This is a genomic window from Prevotella sp. P3-92 (genome assembly GCF_002251205.1).
GTDB lineage: Bacteria > Bacteroidota > Bacteroidia > Bacteroidales > Bacteroidaceae > Prevotella.
In genome coordinates this window covers 59,519-83,564 of record NZ_NPJE01000063.1, presented here as the reverse complement: position 1 = coordinate 83,564, position 24,046 = coordinate 59,519, and the positions used below count along the sequence as shown (strand labels likewise).

20 protein-coding genes are annotated in these 24,046 nt (G+C 44.7%); 8 read left to right on the top strand and 12 right to left on the bottom strand.

Annotated elements, in window-relative coordinates; translation table 11 throughout:
* Window positions 1-78 precede the first annotated feature (78 nt).
* The 4 genes from CIK93_RS11465 to CIK93_RS11450 all read left to right on the top strand — a co-directional run bounded on the left by CIK93_RS11465 (window position 79) and on the right by CIK93_RS11450 (window position 2,142).
* The gene (locus CIK93_RS11465) at window positions 79-468 is read left to right on the top strand and encodes a hypothetical protein (RefSeq protein ID WP_094389993.1); all 390 of its coding nucleotides are present in this window, start codon (window positions 79-81) and stop codon (window positions 466-468) included.
* An 83-nt stretch (window positions 469-551) separates the two neighbouring features.
* Complete coding sequence (locus CIK93_RS11460; RefSeq protein WP_094389992.1) at window positions 552-947, top strand: hypothetical protein; 396 nt, start codon at window positions 552-554, stop codon at window positions 945-947.
* Window positions 948-1,156: 209 nt separating this feature from the next.
* A complete protein-coding gene (locus CIK93_RS11455; protein WP_094434870.1) occupies window positions 1,157-1,573 on the top strand; it encodes a PH domain-containing protein in 417 nt (138 codons plus the stop codon).
* Window positions 1,570-2,142, top strand: coding sequence for a sugar O-acetyltransferase (locus tag CIK93_RS11450; protein ID WP_254046289.1), 573 nt, complete (start codon window positions 1,570-1,572; stop codon window positions 2,140-2,142). The genes CIK93_RS11455 and CIK93_RS11450 overlap by 4 nt, the downstream gene beginning before the upstream one ends.
* A 50-nt stretch (window positions 2,143-2,192) precedes the next feature.
* Here the strand turns inward: CIK93_RS11450 and CIK93_RS11445 are convergent, their stop codons facing one another.
* The 6 genes from CIK93_RS11445 to polA all read right to left on the bottom strand — a co-directional run bounded on the left by CIK93_RS11445 (window position 2,193) and on the right by polA (window position 11,516).
* Window positions 2,193-3,020, bottom strand: coding sequence for an AraC family transcriptional regulator (locus CIK93_RS11445; RefSeq protein WP_094447435.1), 828 nt, complete (start codon window positions 3,018-3,020; stop codon window positions 2,193-2,195).
* Window positions 3,021-3,146: 126 nt separating this feature from the next.
* Window positions 3,147-4,841, bottom strand: a complete 1,695-nt coding sequence (locus tag CIK93_RS11440; RefSeq protein WP_094389989.1) for an MFS transporter — start codon at window positions 4,839-4,841, stop codon at window positions 3,147-3,149.
* Window positions 4,842-4,845: 4 nt separating this feature from the next.
* Window positions 4,846-5,958: an HlyD family secretion protein gene (locus tag CIK93_RS11435; RefSeq protein ID WP_094389988.1), complete on the bottom strand. Its 1,113-nt coding sequence runs from the start codon at window positions 5,956-5,958 to the stop codon at window positions 4,846-4,848.
* Window positions 5,959-6,014: 56 nt separating this feature from the next.
* The gene (locus tag CIK93_RS11430) at window positions 6,015-7,334 is read right to left on the bottom strand and encodes a TolC family protein (RefSeq protein WP_094389987.1); all 1,320 of its coding nucleotides are present in this window, start codon (window positions 7,332-7,334) and stop codon (window positions 6,015-6,017) included.
* Window positions 7,335-8,211: 877 nt separating this feature from the next.
* Window positions 8,212-8,694, bottom strand: coding sequence for a hypothetical protein (locus CIK93_RS11425; protein WP_094449308.1), 483 nt, complete (start codon window positions 8,692-8,694; stop codon window positions 8,212-8,214).
* A gap of 56 nt (window positions 8,695-8,750) precedes the next feature.
* Window positions 8,751-11,516 (bottom strand): DNA polymerase I, encoded by a 2,766-nt coding sequence (polA, locus tag CIK93_RS11420; RefSeq protein ID WP_094447434.1) that lies wholly within the window; start codon window positions 11,514-11,516, stop codon window positions 8,751-8,753.
* A gap of 87 nt (window positions 11,517-11,603) precedes the next feature.
* Here polA and CIK93_RS11415 point away from each other — a divergent pair, with 87 nt between their 5' ends.
* Window positions 11,604-12,581, top strand: coding sequence for a polyprenyl synthetase family protein (locus tag CIK93_RS11415; protein ID WP_094447433.1), 978 nt, complete (start codon window positions 11,604-11,606; stop codon window positions 12,579-12,581).
* Here the strand turns inward: CIK93_RS11415 and deoC are convergent.
* The 6 genes from deoC to mnmG all read right to left on the bottom strand — a co-directional run bounded on the left by deoC (window position 12,578) and on the right by mnmG (window position 19,490).
* Window positions 12,578-13,489: a deoxyribose-phosphate aldolase gene (gene deoC, locus CIK93_RS11410; protein ID WP_094447432.1), complete on the bottom strand. Its 912-nt coding sequence runs from the start codon at window positions 13,487-13,489 to the stop codon at window positions 12,578-12,580. The genes CIK93_RS11415 and deoC overlap by 4 nt on opposite strands.
* Window positions 13,490-13,571: 82 nt before the next feature.
* A complete protein-coding gene (locus CIK93_RS11405) occupies window positions 13,572-13,895 on the bottom strand; it encodes a nucleotide pyrophosphohydrolase (protein ID WP_094389982.1) in 324 nt (107 codons plus the stop codon).
* Between the two features lie 351 nt (window positions 13,896-14,246).
* Window positions 14,247-14,699, bottom strand: a complete 453-nt coding sequence (gene dtd / locus CIK93_RS11395) for a D-aminoacyl-tRNA deacylase (protein ID WP_094447430.1) — start codon at window positions 14,697-14,699, stop codon at window positions 14,247-14,249.
* 475 nt (window positions 14,700-15,174) lie between these two features.
* A complete protein-coding gene (gene uvrC, locus CIK93_RS11390; RefSeq protein ID WP_094440105.1) occupies window positions 15,175-17,001 on the bottom strand; it encodes an excinuclease ABC subunit UvrC in 1,827 nt (608 codons plus the stop codon).
* A 42-nt stretch (window positions 17,002-17,043) separates the two neighbouring features.
* Entirely contained in the window at window positions 17,044-17,574 is a 531-nt protein-coding gene (locus CIK93_RS11385; protein ID WP_094389978.1) for an adenine phosphoribosyltransferase, read from the bottom strand.
* Between the two features lie 44 nt (window positions 17,575-17,618).
* Window positions 17,619-19,490, bottom strand: coding sequence for a tRNA uridine-5-carboxymethylaminomethyl(34) synthesis enzyme MnmG (gene mnmG, locus CIK93_RS11380; protein ID WP_094447429.1), 1,872 nt, complete (start codon window positions 19,488-19,490; stop codon window positions 17,619-17,621).
* Window positions 19,491-20,097: 607 nt separating this feature from the next.
* Between mnmG and CIK93_RS11375 the strand changes: the two genes are divergently transcribed.
* From CIK93_RS11375 to CIK93_RS11365, 3 genes are read left to right on the top strand one after another with little or no spacing between them, the layout of a single operon-like run.
* Entirely contained in the window at window positions 20,098-20,775 is a 678-nt protein-coding gene (locus tag CIK93_RS11375; RefSeq protein ID WP_094447428.1) for a succinate dehydrogenase/fumarate reductase cytochrome b subunit, read from the top strand.
* A 43-nt stretch (window positions 20,776-20,818) separates the two neighbouring features.
* Window positions 20,819-22,798 carry a fumarate reductase/succinate dehydrogenase flavoprotein subunit gene (locus tag CIK93_RS11370; protein ID WP_094391559.1) on the top strand — a complete coding sequence of 660 codons (1,980 nt, stop codon included), beginning with the start codon at window positions 20,819-20,821 and terminating at the stop codon, window positions 22,796-22,798.
* A 5-nt stretch (window positions 22,799-22,803) separates the two neighbouring features.
* A complete protein-coding gene (locus tag CIK93_RS11365; RefSeq protein WP_094391558.1) occupies window positions 22,804-23,556 on the top strand; it encodes a succinate dehydrogenase/fumarate reductase iron-sulfur subunit in 753 nt (250 codons plus the stop codon).
* The last annotated feature ends 490 nt before the right edge of the window (window positions 23,557-24,046 follow it).

The window sequence follows — 24,046 nt, the reverse complement described above, 5'->3', positions numbered from 1 at the left end:
TTATTTAAAATATTAAGAAACATGTAAAAAATGGATTTATATGCCGTTTTTTCGCGCAGAATGTTTAATTTTGCAGTTATGAAACAGCGTCTTTTCCACTTTGTATTGTTGCTTCTGCTGATGACTTTTGGTCAGCAGCAGGAGGTTTTTGCCGTGGAAAGATGTAACGAATCGGTGCCTGTTTCCGACCAGATCTATGATAATGATAGCAAACATCAACCTTTGGGTGAGGCACTGTTGACAGATGTTTATGATGGCTATCGTATTGCTACGCCACGCTTGTTGCGCTTGCCCACCATGGGCGGTGGGCGTCCTACAGGCCAGCGATTAGTAGCCGTTTCGCTGAAAACCCCAATCATTCTTATACATGATCACTATGATGGGCGTCGTCGCCAAGAGGTGTCACCCCATCAGAGTGCCGTCTCGTGCCAGTATTATATCATTGCACTGAGGCGGATTCTGCGTTAGCAGTGTGTTTCTTTATTGGCCTTCTTGGCCTATAGCACAATTATTTATTTATTTTAAGAAACACATTCTAACATCAAAAAACAATGGCAAATTATAAACACATGGAGATGGCTGAGGCTCTCTCCAACGATTCTCGTATTAATATCAGTCGTGGTTTTCTCGGATTGAAGACCAATCTTACCTACGCCCCCACATCATCTAAAATCAATCTGAAGGTCAATGAGTATGCTCCAGATATGGAAGGCCGACTCACACAACTGCTTCAGACTGACGGTAAGACGATGCGTAGCGAAGTGGAAAAGGGTAAGTTGCCCACTGTTGCGGTTGGACCTTTCCGCTTGGAAATAGCTTGTTCGCAAGACTATGAATACCTTGCAGTTCAACTTTTCCGTTTTTCCAATTTCAACTATTCGCCCATGACAGAGATGAAAGTCTATGAAGGCGATGACGCACTGGCAGTCTCTGCGCTACTTTGTTAAGCGCTTTTATATATGTTGATAACAGGGCTGTTGCATCTCGATGCGGCAGCCCTTCATGGTATGTGGCTGACACTTTGTAAGTCGAGAAACTCTGGGTTGTCTCCATAAAGACAATCTTTTTGCTACGACTTCTCTTGTATTTGTTTATAGAAAAGGTGTAGAGTTCGAAAAAATAATGTATCTTTGCAGTCGAATAACTGCAACGCTAAATGATAGAAAACAAGGTATATAAATCGAGAGTGGATACTTGGCTCGTGATATTATTCATGTGTGTTATCGGCTTTTTGATATGGCAGGTGATAGTCACCAACTATGAATGGATAATTGTAGTGGTGACGGTGTTGATGACATGGCTCTTAGTAGATCTGTTGCTGCATACCGACTATACCATTGGAGAAGGGGTGTTGAAGGTGAGGTGCGGCATGTTTATCGGATGGGATGTACCTATCGACAAGATACTGAAGATAACGCCTTGTCGTACGATGCTTAGTTCGCCAGCATTGAGTCTTCAGCGCATTTGTATTTTCTACAACCGCTTCGATGATATTATCATATCGCCCAAAAACAGTCAGGAGTTTGTACAAGAACTGCTACGACAGAACCCTAATATAGAAGTGAAAATATGATGACCGAACATAATATGGTCGAATACCAGAAAATGGTGCGCGGCGAGGAGTATAATGCTTGTGATGCGTACCTTATACAACTATTGAATAAATGTAAGGACGATTGTTGGGAATACAACCAGATACGTCCAACCGATTTGCAGGCACGCAACTTAAAACTGCAACAGATGTTGGGAACCAGTGAAACTGATACCTTTATTGTACAACCGTTCTGGTGTGATTATGGTACAAATATACACGTGGGTAAGCGTTTCTTTGCCAATTTCAATTGGACTGTGCTCGACGAAGCACCAGTAACCATAGGCGACGACTGTTTTATCGGTCCCAATGTTGGCATCTATACCGCTTGTCACAGTACCAATCCTGAGGAGCGTAACACACGTCGTGAATGGGCAAAACCAGTCACCATTGGCCATAGTGTGTGGATTGGTGGTGGTGCTACTATTCTTCCCGGTGTCACCATTGGCGACAATGTGACGATAGGAGCGGGTAGTGTGGTGGTCAGCGACATCCCTTCTAATGTGGTGGCAGTGGGTAATCCTGCTCGTGTTATCAAGCATTTGAAATGAGTTTTCCAGCAAGATAACCGATATAGTGCTATATCAGTGGGCTACACAGCTTATTCTGTAGCCATTCTGTAGTGTTTGGGTGAAAGTCCCGTGTGCTTCTTGAAGAATGTGCCGAAGGTGGAAGCATTGGGAAAATTCAACTCGTAGGAAATCTGTTGAATCGACATATTGGTATTCTTCATAAGGAAAATGCTACGGCGGATAATGGCTTTGAAGAGCAATTGTTGAACAGTGTTTCCGCATAGCGATTTCACCATGACAGATAAGTATTTTGGTGTAAGACACAGTTGATCGGCATAGAATGCCACACTGCGTTCACGCATGTAGTTGTCTTCAATGAGCTTGAGCAACGACTCGAAGATTTCTATCTTACGTGCCATATCCTTGCCTACAACTTTATACGACATGGAGAAGATACTGCATAGTCGGTAAGTGACTGCCAGCAATAGGAGTTTTTCTTCGTAGGCACTATACGGACTGGTGTCTTCTTGCTGCTCCAATGCCTGCAACATGCGGGCATAAGAAGCAAGCATATCCTCAAAACCTGTATGGATAATGTGGCATGCTTTAGGATAGATGGTGGCATAGAGGCGCATGGTGACTACGGTATTGCCTAACATGGGGCGTATGTTTTCGCTGTGGTAGAAGAGTAAAGTGAACTGTAAATCGGAAGAACTTTCTGTCACTTGAAGCATGATGCCCTTTGACAGGAATACGGTTTCATCTGCTTTAGTAGTATATGAAGTGCCATCTACACAGAAATGAAACGTTCCCTGATGACAAACCACTATACCCACATAGTCGGAATAGAAGGGTTCGGTCAGCCAATGGGGAAAGGTGCTGGCGTTGCAGATGATGATGTTTTCGGTCAGTTCCATTTATTGTTTCTTTGCCCAAGTCATGAGAACGATGACCGTTCCCATGACCTTATTTGGTGCAAAGATAACAAAAATATCATTCTTTCCCGATGAAAGTCTTGCTTTTTTTGATATTTTGCCCCACTCTTATTTTGCCCCAAGTGAACTGACATCTACATTCTTGAGCAAATATTCGCGAGTGAGTTCCTTCAGATTGCGCTTGCGCCAAGGGATGATAAGCATCAGTAGCGCACAGGCCATACACCCATAGAAAGTCCAGCCGGCCATCTCCTTAATGGTGGTCAGCGTGGCTTGCACCTGAATCTTACCCTTGACGCTCATGGCTGCCATGTGTTGTGCTTCGGTCTCGTTCTTGCCTTGATGCTGCATGCCCCGAATTGTTTGGTCGTAGGTGGTGGCAGTCTCGATACTGGTGCGGTCGAAATCCTGTGCGAAGCGTGTGACATAATACTGTTGACGGTGCTGAAGCACATTACTATAGAGTGCAGAACCGATACTTGGTGCAATGACCATACGCACGGTGAGCATGATACATACCCAGGTGGACATAAATCGATAGGGCATGCGTTGGTTGGCAATAGTGGATATCAGTGAATAGAGCAACATCATTCCGGTGGAGCGGATAATGACGGGCCACTTCATGCGTTCATACATTCCATCGTTTTGAACCTCGAAATACATGAAGAGGGCGTATGCACCGATAAATACAAATCCAAGGGCATACATCCATTTCAAGTGGACGTTTTTGGCTCTGGCTATAATGGCAAAGATGAGTCCAACGGTATAGCCCACCATTACCCAATTGCCCAAAGTGGCATTCTGCCAGTTGTCTATCTTCATGCTGACATTGGTGAACACATTGACGAACATACTGCTTGAATTACATAACATCAGCAGAAAGAACAGCATGATACCATAGTTGACGACCCTTACTTTAAATACCTCCATGATGAAATAAGGTGATCGGCGTGAGGCTTCCAAATAGATAAACAACCCCGTAAAGACGATGCATATCAGTGTGGAGAGGCAGATGGATTTGTCGTCAAACCAGTCTAATGTTTTGCCAAACACCATGACATAGACAAACGAGCAAAGCATAACGCTGAACACCGTGACATTGCCAAACTTTGAAAAGGATATGGGGAATTTTGGCAGTGCATATTCATGATAGGGCATGGTGAAGAATACGATGATGATGCCTGCAAGCATAAATGCCATCATGAAATGATAGACATACTGCCACTCGTAAGCGTAGGCCAACCAAGCTGTAAGCCATGTTCCGAGTTGTCCGATAATCATAAAGAAAAGGTAGATGACCGGTTGTGATACCATCTTTTCGCTATCTGCAGCATCCCAACCTTCCTCTGTTGTAGGTTCACAACCTGGTGTGAGATTACGTGTGGCTTCTATGCCGAAAGCATACTTGATGAGTACGAAGAGATGGGCCATCAATAGCGTTTGGCGCACAAAACCCATGAGCAGACTGCACAAACCGAGAATGAAAAGCGATTCGGTCATAGCACAGACATAACTCAGCAGAAAGAGAATGGAGAAGCCTACGATACACATCATCTTCTCTCGTCGGATACACACCAAGTCATAGAAGAATGGCGAAAATGCTGCCATACCTATTGAGGTGCAGAAGCTGGCAAAGACGATATACTCCGACTGGATGCCGAGTCCGCTCATCATCTCACCGCTGTTGGCGGCATAGACACCACCCATAGTGATCATCGGTACGAAGAGGATGATCATAAAGATGATGCCAAGTGGTTTCGGCACCCAACTGTAAAACGGATAATTCTTATACTTTTCCGACATCTTACTATTTTCTCTGGGCTTTGACGATTACCATCATACCTGCGGCAAGGCGGGCATTGTCCTCTTTGCTGATATTGGTGAAGTCGATGCGTACTGGCACGCGCTGCTGAATCTTTACGAAGTTGCCGGCAGAATTGTCGGTAGGAACAAGTGAATACTTAGCGCCTGTGGCACCGGAAATGGCGGTAACGGTGCCTTCAAACTCCTTGTCGTGCATAGCATCTACGCTGATACGCACCTTCTGACCTACGTAGAGGTGCTCTATCTGGGTCTCCTTGAAATTGGCTACCACCCATTTCTGATTGTCGGGGACAATATAGGTGATGGTGGTTCCTGCATTGACCATCTGGCCTTCCTCAATAGATCGGCGTCCCAATTTACCGTTGCAAGGGGCCACAACAACACAGTAGGAGAGGTTTAACTTGGCCATTTCGACTGCTGCCTGAGCACGCTCGATGGCGGCTGCAACGTTTTGCTTGCGAGTGGTCACCTCGTTGACGCCTTTATAAGCAGCAGCTTGTTGCTTCTTGGCGGCTTCGAGTTTCTTTTTCGTGGCGGCATATTCCACTTCCAGTTGTTCCAGTTGGATTGGGGTTGCGGCTTTCTTGGCCACCAAATTGCGGTAGCGTTCGCAGTCTTTGGCAAGTTTGGCGAGGCGCACTTCTATCTCATCGATAGAGGCAGAATAGATAGATGCCGAGGTCTCGGTGGTTTGCTTGGTGGCATCGATGACGTTGGCGCCAGCCAAAGCATCCTTCAGCGCAGCCTCTGCCTCCATCAGACGGATGCGGTATTCTCGGTCGTCGAGAATGAGCAGGGTGTCGCCTTTATGCACTTCTTGATGCTCTCTGAAACAAACTTTGGCTATGTAGCCTGATGCACGGAGGTTAACGGGAGAGATATACTGCTCTATCTGGGCATCGTTGCTCGACTCATTGGAAGAGTAATCGAAGAAGAGACAGCCGATTTTCCATAGACCATAGGCAAGAATGGCAATGCCGATAAGACTGACTACGAGGCGACGGCCTCTGAGCTTCTTAAACTCCTTGGCATTTTCTTCCTGTACTGTTTCTACGTTTTCCATTTCTTTATTTTCTTTGTTTTCCTTGTTTTCCATATCTTCGTTTTGTTTTGTTCGTTGTTATTGTATGATAATATAGTTTGAAAATGGCTTTATTTCACTTGGTCCAGTTGACCGGTGAGTTTGAGAAGTGACAGGTTGGCTATCTTATAGCTATAGCAGGCTGTAAGATAATTATTCATGGCTTCGCTCATACGCATCTCGTCTTGGAGTACTGCGGTCATCGAACTGACGCCTTCTTTATATTGGTCGGCGGTCACGCTATATACATCTTGTGCCAAAAGATAATTGTCTGACTGCTTTTTGTAGTTGCGTTGGCAGTTGTTTACTTCGCTGACAGCATTGATATAGTTGGCCTGCATGCCTTTCAGGGCATTTTCATAGCCGATACGTGCATTGTCTTCTTCTATCTTGGCACGTCTGATTTTAGAGCGTTTCTCAAAACCGTCGAAGATGGGAACGCGCACCTGAAGGCCTAAACCGTTGGAGCCATACCAATGGTTGGAATCGCCCGAATGGAACCAATGTTCAAACTTATCGGTGAAAGCTGAGTACATCAGACTGCCGGTAAGGCTTAGTGTGGGAAGATAGCCGTCTTTGGCAAGCTTGGTTTGCTTCTTGGTCAATTCCTTTTTCTTCTCAAGCAGTTGCAGTTCGTAGAGGCCGGTATTGAGGCCGTTGGCCTTCACTTCCTCTATCTTGGCAGGCTCCATGTCGGTCACTTGGATGGCCTTGTCGGCAGGATAGTCGATGACATATTTTAGCATGGTATATTGCTGATCGAGCATGGCAACGGCATTGTCGCGCTGCACGGTGAGGTTCTCGATATTGAGGTTGACGCGCTTCAAATCTACTTCAAGGCTCATCTGGTTGTCGTAGAATGCTTGGGTGATGTCGCGCAACTCTTCCAAACGCTTGATATTATCGTTCACCAAGCGAATTTGCTCTAATGTGTTTTGCGCCATATAATAGGCTTTGGCGGTCTGCACGATGAGATCTTCGCGTGCTTTCTCATAAGAGAGCTGGTTCAGATGGTCAACAGTTTTGGAAATGTCGATAGCTGTAAGCACCATTTGGTTGTAGAGGGGCATCTGTAATTGTAAACCTGCTGAGGCATTGTATTGTAGGGTTTTGGTCACATTGTAGGACTTACCGTATGCCGAACCATCGGTGACAGATACTGGTGGAGTGAAGTTGTCGTTGAGCTGTGCCACTGCATTGATCTGTGGATACAGTTTGGCGCGGTTTTCGCTAATGGTTTGTTTACCTTTTGCAACCTCATTTCGACTGATTTTCAACGAGAGATTGTTGTCTATCGCCATTTGCAAACACTGGTTCAGCGTAAGGGTCTCCTGTGCTTTGACCATTGTGATTGCACAGAGAGCGATACAAAAAAACAATACTTTTTTCATCTTCTTATGCTTGATATATTTCTTCTGATATTCTAAACTATAACTAATCGAGCGCAAAGTTACGACTTTTCCATCACATCATACTATTCATAAATTACTACATAATGTTCAAAATTTCCATTTATACCTTTTCTTTCACTTATTGTGCTGATTTTCATGGCGAATAAATGTGTTTTCGGTTGATAATAAGCATGTTTTCTATTGACGGCAGCAAGGTTGCTTTGTGGGCATCATTGTAAATCCGTGTCGTCCAAGAAAGTATTACTACCTCAGCACGCAGTTATTTTAGTTTTCAGAAAATTTCGACCACTCGACCATACCTATAGTATAACGTGCAGTATATTAGAACTTTAAGTGGTGGTCGATGTCTGAAAGTTCGACCACACATCGACCACCGGATTGCCATCTATCATCAACACGGACCAGCTAAGCGATTGATGTATAAATGGGTTTACTATAGTTTATCAGCGTTTTTTCAGACCTTGATAATACTTTTATCAAACGTTGGATAACACCTTTATCAAACGTTGGATAATACCTTTATCAAACGTTGGATAATACTTTTATCAAACGTTGGATAATACTTTTGTCAAATGTTGGATAACACTTTTGTCAAACTTTGAAAAGACCTTTTTCAAACGTTAGACGATATCTTTGCCAAACCTTAGGAAATACCCTTGCAAACGTTGGACAATACGTTTTGCCAAACGTCTGGAAAACCATGTCAAAGCGTTATTAAAAGAATATCGATCTGTTTTATTTCTGAGCGACATCGAATAGATATAAATTTTGCGGATATACTTTCGTGGGAATTATGACCGATATAAAATAATCGCCCGATAGGATGTTGAATCCACATCGGGCGATGGATAGGGTCTTATTGTTTGTTAGAACTGTAAGTGTAGTCTTTTCGGAAGACATACACTTTGATGCATTTCTTTTCTATCTTGCCGTTGGCAGAAGTGCTGTCATTTGTCTTTAGTGTTTCTATCTCTTCGGTGAAAGTGAAGATTTGATTGTTTGCATCTGTTGAGATATTGAAAGTTTTCTCGCTTACGTTACCTTTCGAACCGCTAACGGTCAGGGTGTTGGCGGTAAGTTTCCATTTCGTGAAATCTTCAAAGCCACTGAGGGTGCCGTTTCTTTCAAACTTGGCTGTACCTTTTCTGTCGGTTCGGTGTTCAACAACCTTGTTGTTCTCGTAGTTGGTGACATCGACGCTTACATCCCATTTGCCGCAAATCCAGCTTTGAGAATCATCTGTTTTTGAGTCATCATCTCCGCAAGATGTGAACATTGCAGTAAGGGTCAAACATACCAATAGGGTAGTGACGGTCAGAAAGAGTTGTTTCCTTTTCATTTTGTTTGTTGTTTTATAGAATAATGTTTAGAGTTCTATTGATTCTTGCCTGATGTTTAGTGAGCCTCAAGCCAGTTGGCTCCCCAACCGCTGTCGGCTACCAATGGAACATGGAGTTTGATGGCTCCTTGCATCTCTTCGAGTACGATGCGCTCCACTTGCGCACGCTCTTCAGGATAGACAGAGAAGTTGAGTTCGTCGTGTACCTGGAGAATCATCTTGCTGCGGATGCCTTCCTGTTGGAAACGTTGGAAGATGCGTATCATTGCTACCTTAATGATGTCGGCTGCAGTTCCCTGTATAGGAGCGTTGATGGCATTGCGCTCGGCAAATCCGCGCACCACGGCATTGGCACTATTGATGTCGGGCAAATAGCGGCGACGGCCAAACAGGGTAGTGACATAACCTTGTTCGTGAGCCAGTGCTTTGGCCTTCTCCATATAGTCATGCACTTGTGGGAAAGTATCAAAGTATCCGTCTATCAGTTGTTTAGCCTCACTACGGTCGATGTCAAGACGCTCGGCAAGACCAAACACGGTGATGCCGTAGATAATTCCGAAATTGGCGCGCTTAGACTTGGAGCGCTCATCGCGAGTAACCTCGTTGATATCTTTTTTATAGATGTTGGCAGCTGTGGCAGCATGCAGGTCCTTGCCTTCGCGGAATACCCGAATCATGTTTTCATCCCCACTTAGATGTGCCATGACACGTAGTTCAATCTGACTATAGTCGGCAGAGAAGAAAAGGCATCCAGGTTCGGGGATGAATGCTTTACGGATTTCTTTGCCATCTTCACCTCGCACAGGTATGTTTTGTAAGTTGGGATCGCTTGACGAAAGGCGTCCGGTGGCTGTGATTGTCTGGTTGAATGAGGTGTGGATGTGGCCGGTACGGGGATTGATGAGTCGGGGGAGTGCATCGATATAGGTGCCCAAGAGTTTCTTCAATCCACGATGTTGCAGAATCTTATCTACTATCTCGTGTTTGTGGCGTAACTGTTGGAGCACTTCTTCACTTGTGACATACTGTCCGGTCTTGGTTTTCTTGGGTTTTTCAACAATCTTCAGTTTACCAAACAGCACATCGCCAACTTGTTTGGGGGAGGCAATGTTGAATGTTTCGCCTGCCAAGGTATAGATCTCTTGTTCTATAGTGTTTATGCGTTCGGTAAGTTGTAATGAGGTATCAGCCAATGATGACGCGTCAATACATACACCATTCATTTCCATTTCTGCCAATACAGGCATCAATGGCATCTCGATATCGTAGAACAGGCGGTCAGCACCATATTCTTTGAGTTGTGGCTCAAGGTGGTTTTTCAGTTGAAGAGTAATGTCTGCGTCCTCGGCAGCATATTCATAGACCTGTTCGGGAGTGAGGTCGCGCATCGAACGTTGCTTTTTTCCTTTCGGTCCTATCAGTTCGTCGATGTGGATGGTTTGGTAGTGGAGATATGCTTCTGCCATGTAGTCCATGTTGTGGTGCAGTTCGGGTTGGAGAAGATAATGGGCTATCATGGTGTCGAACATCGGACCTTGCAGATGAATGTCATAGTTGCGCAACACTTCCAAATCGTATTTTAGATTTTGTCCAACCTTTACTATTTTGTCGCTCTCATAGATCGGGCGGAAAATTTCAACTACTTTTTGTGCTTCGGCTCTATCTGCTGGCACTGGTACGTAATACGCTTCGTGTTCCTTTGTCGCAAAGCTCAAACCTACGAGTTCTGCGTCTATTGCTGTTGTCGAAGTGGTCTCTGTGTCTAGACTGACATTTTCAACTGTCCTAAAATAGTCACAAATGCGTTGCATTTCTTCCTCATTATCAACAAGATGATACTTGTGAGGAGTGGTTTTTAAGCTCTCAAAACTCGAAAATTTTGAGCTTTCCGCACTCTCGGGCGCAAATTCTGCAAAGAGAGAGAGCTGAGAATTAGCAGATGTTTGAGTATTTTTAGATTTTTTAAGAATCTTGTTAGCAAGGCTCTTAAACTCTAATTCTTCGAGTAAACGACCCAGTTCTTCCTCATTGGGGTGACTCACCTTCAATTCGTCGAGGTTGAGTTCGACGGGAACATCGGTTTTGATTGTGGCGAGGAAAAGTGATAGGCGGATGTCATTGACGTGGGTTTCGACTTTTGTCTTCAATGCACCTTTCAGTTCTGAGGTATGGGCAAGGAGCTGGTCGATGTTTCCAAATTGGCCGATGAGTTTGGCTGCTGTCTTTTCTCCAACACCTGGGCAACCTGGAAAGTTGTCGGCTGCATCGCCCATTAAGGCGAGCAAGTCGATGACAGCAGTAGGTGAGGGGATGTTGTATTTGGCTTTCACTTCTTCTGGTCCCATTACTTCATAACCACCGCCATGTCGCGGACGATAGATGTGTACGTGTTCTGTCACCAATTGGCCATAGTCCTTATCGGGCGTGAGCATATAGGTGTCAACACCCAACTCGCCTGCTTTTGTGGCCAAAGTACCTATCACATCATCAGCTTCATAGCCATCAACTTCAAGGATGGATATGTTCCATGCACGCAAGAGGTCTTTGATGATAGGAACAGACTTGCGGATGTCTTCTGGAGTTGCCTCACGTTGTGCTTTGTATTCTGGGAATGCTTCGCTGCGAAATGTGGGTCCATGAGGGTCAAATGCCACGCCAATGTGTGTGGGTTGCTCTTTCGTAAGTACTTCCTGGAGGGTGTTTACAAACCCTACGATTGCTGAAGTATTCAGCCCCTTGGAATTGATACGCGGGTTCTTGATAAAGGCGTAATATGAACGGTATATCAGTGCGTAAGCGTCTAAAAGGAATAGTTTATTCATAACATTTTCTATTTTCTGCGTAAAATTACTAAATAATTTCTCATTACTGCGAGATTTTCACTATTTTTGCATTAAATTTCTGCGATTATGGATCATTTATCACTTATTAAGCACCCAATAGAGAAGGAACTCAACGATTTTATTGAGTTGATGAATAGTAATCTCAAACATGATGAAGCTTTGCTTTCTCAAGTGTTGGATCACATCAGACAACGAGGTGGAAAACGTATGAGACCTATGTTGACTTTACTCGTAGCGAAGAACTATGGGCAGGTATCGGTAGAGACCCAGCATGCTGCTGTAGGTCTTGAGCTACTGCATACTGCTTCTCTTGTGCATGATGATGTGGTGGATGAAAGTGATGAACGACGCGGACAGGCATCGGTTAATGCTACTTATAATAATAAGGTAGCTGTACTTGTGGGTGATTACATACTTTCTACTGCGTTGCTCAATGTTGCTAAAACAGGTAATAAACATATTGTGCAGAACCTCTCTGAACTCGGCCGGACACTTGCTGCAGGTGAAATACTTCAACTGTCGAACATTCAAAATCAGGAGATTAGCGAGGAAGTTTATTATCAGGTTATCAAACAGAAAACGGCTGCGCTCTTTGAAGCATGTTGCGTAATCGGTGCCTTATCTACTGGTGCATCCGATGAAGAAATAGAAAAAGCTGGCGAATTTGGACAGACTTTGGGTGTTATGTTCCAAATCCGGGATGATATATTTGATTATTATGATTCTAAAGAAATTGGCAAGCCCACAGGAAACGATATGATGGAAGGTAAGCTAACGCTTCCTGTAATATATGCACTTAATCATACACCAATGGAGTCGATGCTGACTTTGGCACGTAAAGTAAAAGAAGGCACTGTCAATAAGGATGAAATTGCGGTACTGGTAGAGTTTGCAAAGAGTAACGGCGGTATTGAATATGCTGAACAAAAGATGTTGGAAATGAGTAAGATATGTATGTCTTACATCAACAATAGCGTAAAAGAAAAGGCAGTCAAGGATGCCTTGACTGCCTATGTTGACTACGTGATAGAGCGTCGCCTTTAGAAGAACTTGGTCTCATGACCTACCACCTCGCTCAAAAGCAGGTTGGCAAGGCGTGATGTGCCCATACGGAACCATTGGTTGGTGAGCCATTTTTCACCCAAAACTTCCTTGACTATAGTGTACATCGTGATGGCGTCCATGACGGTATTGAGACCACCAGCAGGCTTGAAACCTATCTGGATGCCTGTCTTATCATAATATTCCTTGATAGCTTGACACATGACATAAGCAGCTTCCGGGGTTGCAGCGGGTTTTAACTTTCCTGTTGAGGTCTTGATATAATCTGCTCCTGCATACATAGAAAGGATAGAGGCCTTCTTAATATTGGCTGCTGTTTTCAAGCATCCAGTTTCAAGAATTACCTTCATCTTCTTCTCTCCACATACATTCTTCAGTTCGGAGATTTCATCTGCCACTTCTTCATAGTTGCCACTTAGGAATTTTCCTACTGGCATGACAATATCTATCTCTGTTGCACCATCCTTTATTGCAAGGGCAGTCTCTGCTACCTTTACCTCGATAAGTGCCTGTGATGAGGGAAAACTGCCGCTCACGCAGGCAATCTCTACTCCATCAACTTCAAGTGTTTCGCTAACTGTTTTAGCAAAACATGGATAGACACAAATAGTGGCTACATGGGGTAGTTCTGGATATTGCTCGTCAAATTGGTTGACGCGCTCGGTAAATGCAAGTACACTATCCTCTGAATCGGTGGTCTTCAACGTTGTAAGTTCAACACTACCCATGAGGAAATTTTTCACCTCAAGGTTGTCGTTTTCATGAACTTTCTCTGCGATAATCTTGCGGACTGCGTCACGCACTTCTTCGTCGGATACTTCACAATTGTAGAGACTCAAAGCTTTTTCGTACTTGTTCTCGTCTTGTTTGTTGTTCAGTTTCTCTGACATAATGTTCTTTTTTTATTGTTGTTTTTTTATTTGTAAATGAAATATTGCCCCTTGGGAGGGGTGGGGCAATGACTTTTAGTTATTACTTCAACTTTGGATTGTTGATGTGGCGTGTGGCGTCGCGTTGTGTTTTCTTTGCAAGGTTACGTGCCAATGCTTCTGTAAGGTCCACACCTGTTTGGTTGGCAAGGCATAGTAACACCCATAACACATCGGCCATCTCGTCGCTAAGGTCACACTTTTCACCTTCTTTGAAACTCTGATCGCCATATTTCCTGGCTATGATACGAGCCAGCTCACCTACCTCTTCTGTTAGGCAAGCCATATTGGTAAGTTCGGAGAAATAACGTACTCCGTATTCTTTGATCCAATTGTCAACTGTTTCTTGAGCTTCTTTTATAGTCATTATTTAGAAGTATTTACATGTTCAAAGATAGTTCTGCCTGTTCTTCAAATATTGTATAGATAAGCAAGACGATGAGTACTATTATTGCGCAAATTCGAAATATAATCCCAAATTTTTTAGATGTTTCTGCTTGACGAAAAGGGTGGGGGAAATCTATGTATGTGTTGATGCTAAAGCCTAACACAATCAATAGCCCTCCTATTAAACCATACCATGGGTTGTATGTATCCCATGATTTTCGTGTGAAGATCATCACTAAGCCCACTATGTTTAAGATATAGGCTATAGTTGACCACTTTTCTTCGGTTAGAAACCTTTTAATCATCAAGCTTATCTGTTTCTATTTGTTAGCTATTCCTTGTTTTTAGTGTCCATGCAGATGGTAACAGGACCATCGTTCAAGAGTTCCACTTTCATGTCTGCCCCAAATTCTCCTGTGCCAACAGGCTTGTTCATCGCTTCACTTAACTTACTGCAAAATTCCTCGTATAGAGGTATGGAAATCTCGTGACTGGCTGCACGAAACCACGATGGCCGGTTGCCTTTCTTATAGCTTGCATATAGTGTAAATTGGCTTACTACGAGTGCTTCACCATCTTCTTCCATAATAGAACGATTCATCACTCCGTTTTCATCTTCAAAGACTCTTAGGCCTACTATCTTTTTTACCAGCCATTCCACATCTTCAGAAGTATCTTCTTCACACACTCCTAATAGGATAAGATAACCTTTACCAATTTTGGAATGTAACGTGCCTTTTATTGTTACGCTGGCATGCTGTACGCGTTGTATTACTACTCTCATGCTACAAAGGTACGATTAAGTGAGCGAAATACAAAAGAAAATCCCATTTTCTTTTGTATTTCCGAATGTTAGTACCTAAGCGACGTAGTCGCAGAGGTACGATTAAGTGAGCGAAATACAAAAGAAAATCCCATTTTCTTTTTTATTTCCGAATGTTAGTACCTAAGCGCTGTAGTCCCAGAAGTACGATTAAGTGAGCGATATATAAAGTAAGCGTTGTCTTACTCCTTACTATTATAATAAAGGTTTTTAAAATGATAGGTTTGTTTAACTATTACTTTGGTTGTGTTTTTTTTGTTAATGAATATGCTTTTTTTCTATCTAAAGCCGTTTGATTAGTATTGTGGATAAACTCTATATATATGTTGCTCGTTGTCTCTGAGCGGCAAATTAAAGCGTTTTTCGGGCATGTTTCTTTGCTGGTTTAACTTATGCTGCATGGTTATTGACTCAGACCGATCTTTTTGTGCATGCTTTATGGTTTGTTGAAATGCTCAAAGATAATATTTGCTTTGGCTTCGCCCACAATCTTATTTAGGGTATTTAAGTCTGCTTCGCGAATACGTTTTACGCTTTTTAGAGCCTTCAAGAGACTGTCTCGCGTTTTAGGACCAATACCTTTAATATCGTCAAGTTCGCTGTGGAGTTGGTGCTTGGAACGCTTGTCGCGGTGGAATGTAATTGCAAAACGGTGCACTTCATCTTGTATTTGAGTGAAAAGTCGGAACAGTTCTGAGTCTGTCTTCATTCCAATTACCCTTGGTGGAAATCCGTAGAGCAGTTCATTAGTTCTGTGACGGTCATCTTTTGCCAATCCTGCGATAGGAATGTCTAGTTTCAATTCATCTTGAATGACTTCGCGAATAACCTCCATCTGCCCCTTTCCACCATCGGCAATAATGAGATCAGGTAGAGGTTGTTGTTCGTCTATCAGACGACGATAACGCCTACCAACTACTTCCTTCATGCTTGCGTAGTCATCTGCACCAACCACAGTCTTTATATTATACTTACGATAGTCTTGTTTTGAAGGTTTTGCCTTCTTGAAAACGACGCATGCAGCCACGGCGTCTGTACCGCTAATATTGGAGTTGTCGAAACATTCTATCTGATATGGAAGTTTAGGTAAATGGAGTGCGTCCTGTATTTCTTTCATCAGTCGTACTGATTTTTGTTCAGGATTTAACTTTTCTGCTTGCTTTAGTCGGTCAAATTTATACTGTTTCCCGTTCATAAGGGAAAGATCGAGAAGCGTTTTCTTGTCGCCGCGTTGTGGTACAGTAATGGTTACTCCCTCCAGATTGCAGTTTATTTCCTGTGGTAGTATAATCTCCCGCGCATTGCTTTGAAAGCGTTCACGCATCTCTACAATCGCCAATTGAAGCAATTCTTCATCGCTTTCATCCAAGCGCTTCTTATATTCAAATGTGAAGCTCTGGTTGATTGCGCCATTCGCTACATGGATATAGTTGACGAAAGCAATTTTTTCGTCATTAGTAATCGTAAGTACATCAACATTATTAATCGTATGGCTTACTACTTCGCTCTTCGAAACAAATTGGTCGATGAGCAAATATCGACGTTTCACTTCTTCTGCCTCTTCAAACCGTAATTCCTCCGCCAAAGCCATCATTTCGTCTTTCATGGCGCGTAAAACCTCACGTGTGTTGCCTTTTAGAATCTCGCGGGCCTGTTCGATGTTACGTTGATAGTCTTCCATACTCTGTTTGCCAATGCATGGCGCACCGCAATTCTTCATGTGGTATTCCAGGCAAACCTGATATTTACGTTGCTCTACGCCATCCCAGGTGATGGGAAAACGGCAACTGCGGGGATGATAGAGCTTTTTGATAAGATCCAACACGGCATTCATCGAAGCCACATGAGAATATGGCCCATAATACGTTCCCCATTTCTTATTGATAGTACGCGTGCTGAAAATACGAGGAAGATACTCTTTGGTGATGCAAATGCTGGGGTAGGTCTTGCCGTCTTTAAGTAGTACGTTGTATCGAGGGTTATATTTCTTAATGAGAGAATTTTCCAATAATAGCGCGTCCTCTTCGGTGTTTACTACCGTATAGCTTATATCGTGAATCTTCGATACAAGTACTTTTGTCTTGAAACGATCTACTTCTGTGTGAAAATAGGACGAGACGCGCGATTTTAAGCGTTTGGCTTTGCCTACATATATTATAGTGCCATTTTCGTCGTAGTACTGATAGCTGCCCGGTTTCTCTGGCATATTCAGCACAATAGATTTCAGTCTTGCAATGCGCGCCTCGTTCTCTTCTTTAGTCATGTTACTGTTGTTTCACGTGAAACAGATGTATATAAGAATGATTTAAATAACCATCAAGGTTGTTACTTCTACGTCCTTTTCAAGGCAATCGCGTCCGTGCAGTCCTTCGTCGGTTATTTCGATGATAAAGTTCATATATACTTTCTTGGGATGGAAGTGGTTCACGAGTTTTAAAGTTGCCTTTGCGGTTCCACCGGTGGCAAGTAGATCGTCGTGGATAAGAACTACGTCGTTTTCATCGATAGAGTCGATGTGCATTTCAACGGTGTCTACTCCGTACTCTTTAGAAAAAGACTCTTTGATAACCGTAGCGGGGAGTTTTCCAGGTTTTCTTGCCAATACAACACCTGCGCCGAGTTTAGTAGCGAGGGCAGCGGCCATGACAAAACCGCGGCTTTCGATGCCTACAATTTTGGTGATTCCCTTCTCTTTGTAGAGTTCATACATTTCATCGACCATAATCTTCATGCACTCTGGATTCTTATAGAGTGTTGTTACGTCGCGGAAATTAATGCCTTTCTTCGGAAAATCCGGAATGCATCGAAGATTTTCCAATAATACTGGGTTGTTCATAATCGTGTAATTTATTTAATATTGTTGTTGTTTCACGTGAAACTTTATCTTCCTAACAGCACGAGTAACACGTTGATATCGCTGGGGGATACGCCAGGTATGCGACTTGCTTGTGCGAGTGTTTCGGGGTTTATTGCAGTTAGTTTCTGTCTTGCCTCTGTGCTTAATTGCTGAAGCTCGTTATAATTGAAGTGGTCTTTGATGCGGATATTCTCCAAACGGTGCATTTTGTCGGCTACGATACGCTCGCGCTCGATGTAACCTTTATATTTGATATGTACCTCGGCAGCCTCTTTGATTTCCTCTCTGCGGTTTGGTAAGCGGTCGAGTTGCTCTTTCAGTTCGGGAATGACCTCCTCAAGTTTGTCGATGTTGAGTTCGGGTCGTGTGATCAAGTCTTCAAGTTTGCAACCATAGACGAGTGGGGTAGAACCCATTGCCTCCAGCGCTCTGTTGATGAGACGGGGTTTAATGGGGAATGTTTGGCAGAATCTTTCGATTTCTTCGATGCATTGTTTCTTCTCCATCCACCAGTTGAATCGGTCTGTTTTAGCCACGCCGAGTTGGTAAGCCTTCTCGGTGAGACGAGCGTCGGCATCATCTTGTCGGAGTAGGATGCGGTATTCTGCTCTTGATGTGAACATGCGGTAGGGTTCATCGACGCCTTTTGTGACGAGGTCGTCGATGAGTACGCCGATATAAGCTTCGTCGCGATGCAGAACGAGCGGTTCGCCTCCTGTGCAGAATATAGCGGCGTTGATTCCGGCAATGGTACCTTGTCCGCCAGCCTCCTCGTATCCTGTTGTTCCGTTCACCTGTCCTGCCATGAACAGTCCAGATATGATTTTCGATTCCAACGAATGTTTCAGTTGAGTTGGGTCGAAGAAGTCGTATTCGATGGCGTAACCAGGTCGATAGACTTTGATGTTACGGAAAGCAGGAATTTGTCGCAAGGCTTCTATTTGTACCTCCATCGGGAGTGATGATGAAAAGCCGTTCAGATACATTTCGTTGGTGTCGGTTCCTTCTGGTTCGAGGAACAGCGGGTGCTGTTCGCGGTCTGCAAACGTCACGAGCTTGGTTTCTATCGAAGGGCAGTAGCGTGGACCTATGGATTGAATCTGTCCATTATAAAGAGGAGAGTCTTTAAGTCCAGAGCGCAGAATCTCGTGCACCTTAGCATTTGTGTTGCAAGTCCAACAGGTCAGTTGAGGTAACACTCTGTGTTTGCCCATATAGGAAAATTGGTGAAAATCGTGTTCTCCTTCTTGAACTACCATCTCGTTGAAATCTACCGAACGGCGGTCTATGCGCACAGGAGTTCCCGTTTTCATGCGTTCTGAACGAATTCCGTGTCGGGTAATACTTTCGGTAAAGTGGGGAACTGCCGGTTCTGCGATACGTCCACCCGGCACCATGGTACGTCCGATGTGCATCAGTCCGTTGAGGAAAGTGCCCGCCGTGATGATGATCGCTTTGGCACGCAGTTCCACACCCCATATTGTTTTCACACCTACGGCACATTTGTTCTCCACCAAGAGTTCGTCTGCTTGGTCTTGCCAAATATCGAGATTATCGGTTTTGTCGAGTATGTTTCTCCATTCCCAAATGAATTTTCCTCGGTCGCATTGTGCTCGTGGACTCCACATGGCAGGTCCTTTGCTTCTGTTGAGCATACGAAACTGAATGGCAGTAGCGTCTGTCACGAGACCCATCTGTCCGCCGAGCGCGTCTATTTCTCGCACGATTTGTCCTTTGGCAATGCCTCCCACAGCCGGGTTGCACGACATTTGTGCTATTTTGTTCATATCCATGGTGACGAGACAAGTCTTTGCTCCCATGTTTGCCGAAGCGCATGCTGCCTCGCATCCAGCGTGTCCGCCTCCTATCACCAGTACGTCGTAATGAAGAATCATAGATGAATGATGTTTTATTATTCCGTGTGCAAAATTACAAAAAAAGTTTTCAAGTAGTGTACTAAAGTATTAAAAAAGCATATTATGCAGTCTGATACGATTGGTTTCTGTATTGTAGTAAAAGGCTGAAGCGGTGGTTTGTGGAGCAGGCGATAGGTTTGATAGATTGTTTGACCCACTATGCAGGTAGGTTGTTTCTCCCAATATTTTCCCATTGTAGTCCGCAAAATCATGGGACTTAGTTGGGACTTAGTTGGGACTTACAGCAGAATTATTTGAGGCTTTTCACGTATATGCATCAGACTAACCGCGTATGGCTTATGATAACATCCCGAATGCATCCCGAATGCATCCCGAAGGTAAACGAAACGATAGAATTATTCAAAAATACGAAGTGAAATAGCGCGCATCAATACATAGTATAATATATAATATTGTGATGATTTTAACGAAAACGTTTGCGTGGTTCATTGTTTTTTAGTAATTTTGTCGGCAGAAAGCGCAAAAGCTTACTTATTAGTGGGTATTGTGCGAATATGCCGTGAGGCAAAGTTCCTTTGTATAAACAACAAAATCAAATATTTAATTAATTAAATTTCAACATTTTATGTGGTTAATCAATTCATCAATTGGTCGTAAGGTTGTGATGTCCGTAACGGGTATCGCGCTGATCCTGTTCCTGACATTCCACGGATGCATGAACATTGTTGCGCTGTTCTCTGGCGAGGCTTACAACTGGATTTGTGAAGCTCTTGGTGCCAACTGGTATGCTGTAGTAGCTACCTTGGGATTGGCTGCCTTGGCAGTAATTCACATTGTTTATGCATTCATCCTGACCGCACAGAACCGTTCTGCCCGTGGTTCGGAGCGTTATGCTGAGACAGAAAAGCCCGCAAAGGTAGAATGGGCTTCTCAGAACATGCTCGTTCTGGGAATCGTCGTTGTACTGGGTCTGCTGCTCCACTTGTTCAACTTCTGGTACAACATGATGTTTGCCGAGCTTATCGGTACCACCATGGGTCATCTGCCTTCAGATGGTTTCGCCTTTATCATCGACACGTTCCAGAACCCAGTCTATGTAGTGCTCTACATCGTTTGGTTGGTAGCTCTGTGGTTCCACCTGACCCACGGATTCTGGTCAGCCATGCAGACTATCGGTATCAGCGGCAAACTTTGGTTCAACCGTTGGCGCGTTATCGGCAACATCTATGTGTCTCTGCTCATCCTTGCTTTCATAGCAGTAGTAGTAGCTTTCGCTGCTGGACTTGCTCCCAGCCTGTGGTAGTATAGAGCAGGATTAATGTCAAATCTTTAATTACTTTTGAATTATGGCAAAACAAATAGATTCAAAAATCCCTGCCGGACCAGTAGCCGACAAATGGAAAGAGTATAAGGCTCATCAGCGTCTGGTCAACCCAAAGAATAAACTGAAACTCGACGTCATCGTGGTTGGTACCGGTCTTGCCGGTGCTTCTGCCGCAGCCTCTTTGGGTGAGATGGGTTTCAATGTTATCAACCTCTGCATTCAGGATTCTCCCCGTCGTGCACACTCTATCGCAGCACAGGGCGGTATCAATGCAGCCAAATGTTATCAGAACGACGGCGACTCAGTATATCGTCTGTTCTATGACACCGTAAAGGGCGGTGACTACCGTGCCCGCGAAGCCAACGTATATCGTCTGGCAGAGGTGTCAAACAATATCATCGACCAGTGTGTAGCTCAGGGCGTACCTTTCGCACGTGAGTACGGCGGCATGCTCGCCAACCGTTCTTTTGGTGGTGCACAGGTATCACGTACATTCTATGCAAAGGGTCAGACCGGTCAGCAGCTTCTGCTCGGTGCCTACAGCTCACTCTCTTGCCAAGTACAAGCTGGTAAGGTGAAGCTCTACACCCGCTATGAAATGGAAGACGTAGTAATCGTTGACGGACGTGCACGCGGTATCATCGCCAAGAACCTTGTGACCGGCGAACTCGAGCGCTTCACCGCCAATGCCGTAGTAATCGCTACTGGTGGATACGGAAACACCTACTTCCTTTCTACCAATGCTATGGGATGTAACTGCACCGCAGCAGTACAGTGCTACCGCAAGGGCGCATACTTCGCAAACCCCTCTTACGTACAGATTCACCCCACCTGTATCCCCGTACACGGCGACAAGCAGTCTAAGTTGACCCTGATGTCAGAGTCACTCCGTAACGATGGACGTATCTGGGTTCCTAAGAAACTTGAAGACGCTAAAGCCCTTCAGGCTGGCACCAAGCAGGGATGGGAAATTCCAGAGGAAGACCGCGACTACTATCTTGAGCGTCGCTATCCAGCCTTCGGTAACCTCGTACCCCGTGACGTAGCCTCACGTGCAGCTAAGGAGCGTTGCGACAAGGGCTACGGTGTAAACAATACCGGACTTGCCGTATTCCTTGACTTCTCTGAGTCTATCAACCGTCTCGGCCTCGACGTTATCATGCAGCGTTATGGCAACCTCTTCGATATGTATGAGGAAATCACCGACGTATTCCCTGGCGATGTAGCCAACGAAATCAACGGTGTGAAGTACTACAAGCCCATGATGATTTATCCCGCCATCCACTATACCATGGGTGGTATCTGGGTTGACTACGAGCTGCAGACCACCATCCCCGGTCTGTTCGCCATTGGTGAGTGTAACTTCTCTGACCATGGTGCAAACCGCCTCGGTGCTTCGGCATTGATGCAGGGTCTGGCCGACGGATACTTCGTATTGCCTTACACCATCCAGAACTACCTGGCCGATCAGGCTGTATGGGCAAAGGTTCCCACAGATCTTCCCGAATTTGAGGAAGCTGAGAAGGCTGTCAACGCTGAAATCGACCGTCTGCTCAACATCAAGGGTAAGCGCTCAGTTGACTCAATCCACAAAGAACTCGGCCACATCATGTGGGAATATGTAGGTATGGGTCGCACCGCAGAGGGACTGAAAGAAGGTTTGAAGAAGATGCATGAGCTCGAAAAAGAGTTCGACACCAACCTCTTCGTGCCCGGTAAGAAGGAAGGACTCAATGTCGAACTCGACAAAGCCATCCACCTCCGCGACTTCTTCACCATGGGTGAACTCGTAGCTTTCGACGCTCTTTCACGCAACGAATCTTGCGGTGGACACTTCCGCGAGGAATATCAGACCGAGGAAGGCGAAGCTAAGCGCGACGACGAGAATTACTTCTATGTAGGTTGCTGGGAGTACAAGGGCAAAGGCAACGAGCCCGAACTCATCAAAGAGCCACTGGAGTATGAGGCAATCAAGGTACAAACACGTAACTATAAGAACTAAGCATCATGAATATATCATTTACCATCAAGTTCTGGCGTCAGAACGGACCCAAAGACCAGGGCCACTTCGATACTCACGAGATGAAGGACATCCCCGATGACACCTCATTCCTCGAGATGCTGGATATCCTCAATGAGGAACTCATCAACGAAGGCCAGGAGCCTTTCGTATTCGACCACGACTGCCGCGAGGGTATCTGCGGTATGTGCTCGCTCTATATCAACGGTACACCACACGGTAAGACCGAACGTGGCGCCACCACCTGCCAGCTTTACATGCGCCGCTTCAAAGACGGCGACGTTATCACCGTAGAGCCTTGGCGCTCGGCAGCCTTCCCCGTTATCAAAGACTGTATGGTTGACCGTGGAGCCTTCGATAAGATCATGCAGGCAGGTGGATACACCACCGTGCGCACCGGTCAGGCTCAGGATGCTAACGCTATCCTCATCCCGAAGGAAGACGCCGACGAGGCTATGGACTGCGCTTCATGCATCGGTTGTGGTGCTTGCGTAGCCGCTTGTAAGAACGGTTCTGCCATGCTCTTCGTATCATCTAAGGTTAGCCAGCTCGCACTCCTTCCACAAGGTCGCGTAGAGGCTGCACGCCGTGTGAAGAACATGGTTGCCAAGATGGACGAACTCGGATTTGGTAACTGCACCAATACCCGTGCCTGCGAAGCAGTTTGCCCGAAGAACGAGACCATCAGCAACATTGCACGTCTGAATCGTGAGATGATCAAGGCAAAACTTGCCGATTGATCTGATTCTTAGATAATTTATCACTTGAACCGTATCAGTCCCTATTGGACATGATACGGTTCATTTCATTTCCCGTCCCTATCTGTTGGTTAGCATAAGCAATAATCCTAAATTCCTCAAATATCATCCCCACCAAGCAGTAGGGTGGTGCAAAGGCGCATACAGAAATGTCGGTTTTCGGTTTTTTCCGACCACTCGACCACACCTATACCATAATTCTTTGGCAATTATATTTTTAATGTTGTGGTCGATGCCCATTTACTCGTGTTTTCGACCACACTTCGACCACACATCCACCACCCGATAATAAAATAACTTGTTTATAGCATTAGCGTCCTCTAAACGAACGTTATTTTTCGCTTTCCCAAATCACAGGCAAAAGTATTGCAAAACGTTAGACAAGGATATTGCAAAACGTTGGTCAAAGTCTTATCAAACGTTGACAGAGATCTTGCAACCATTGGATAAAGGTTTTACCAACCGTTGCGCA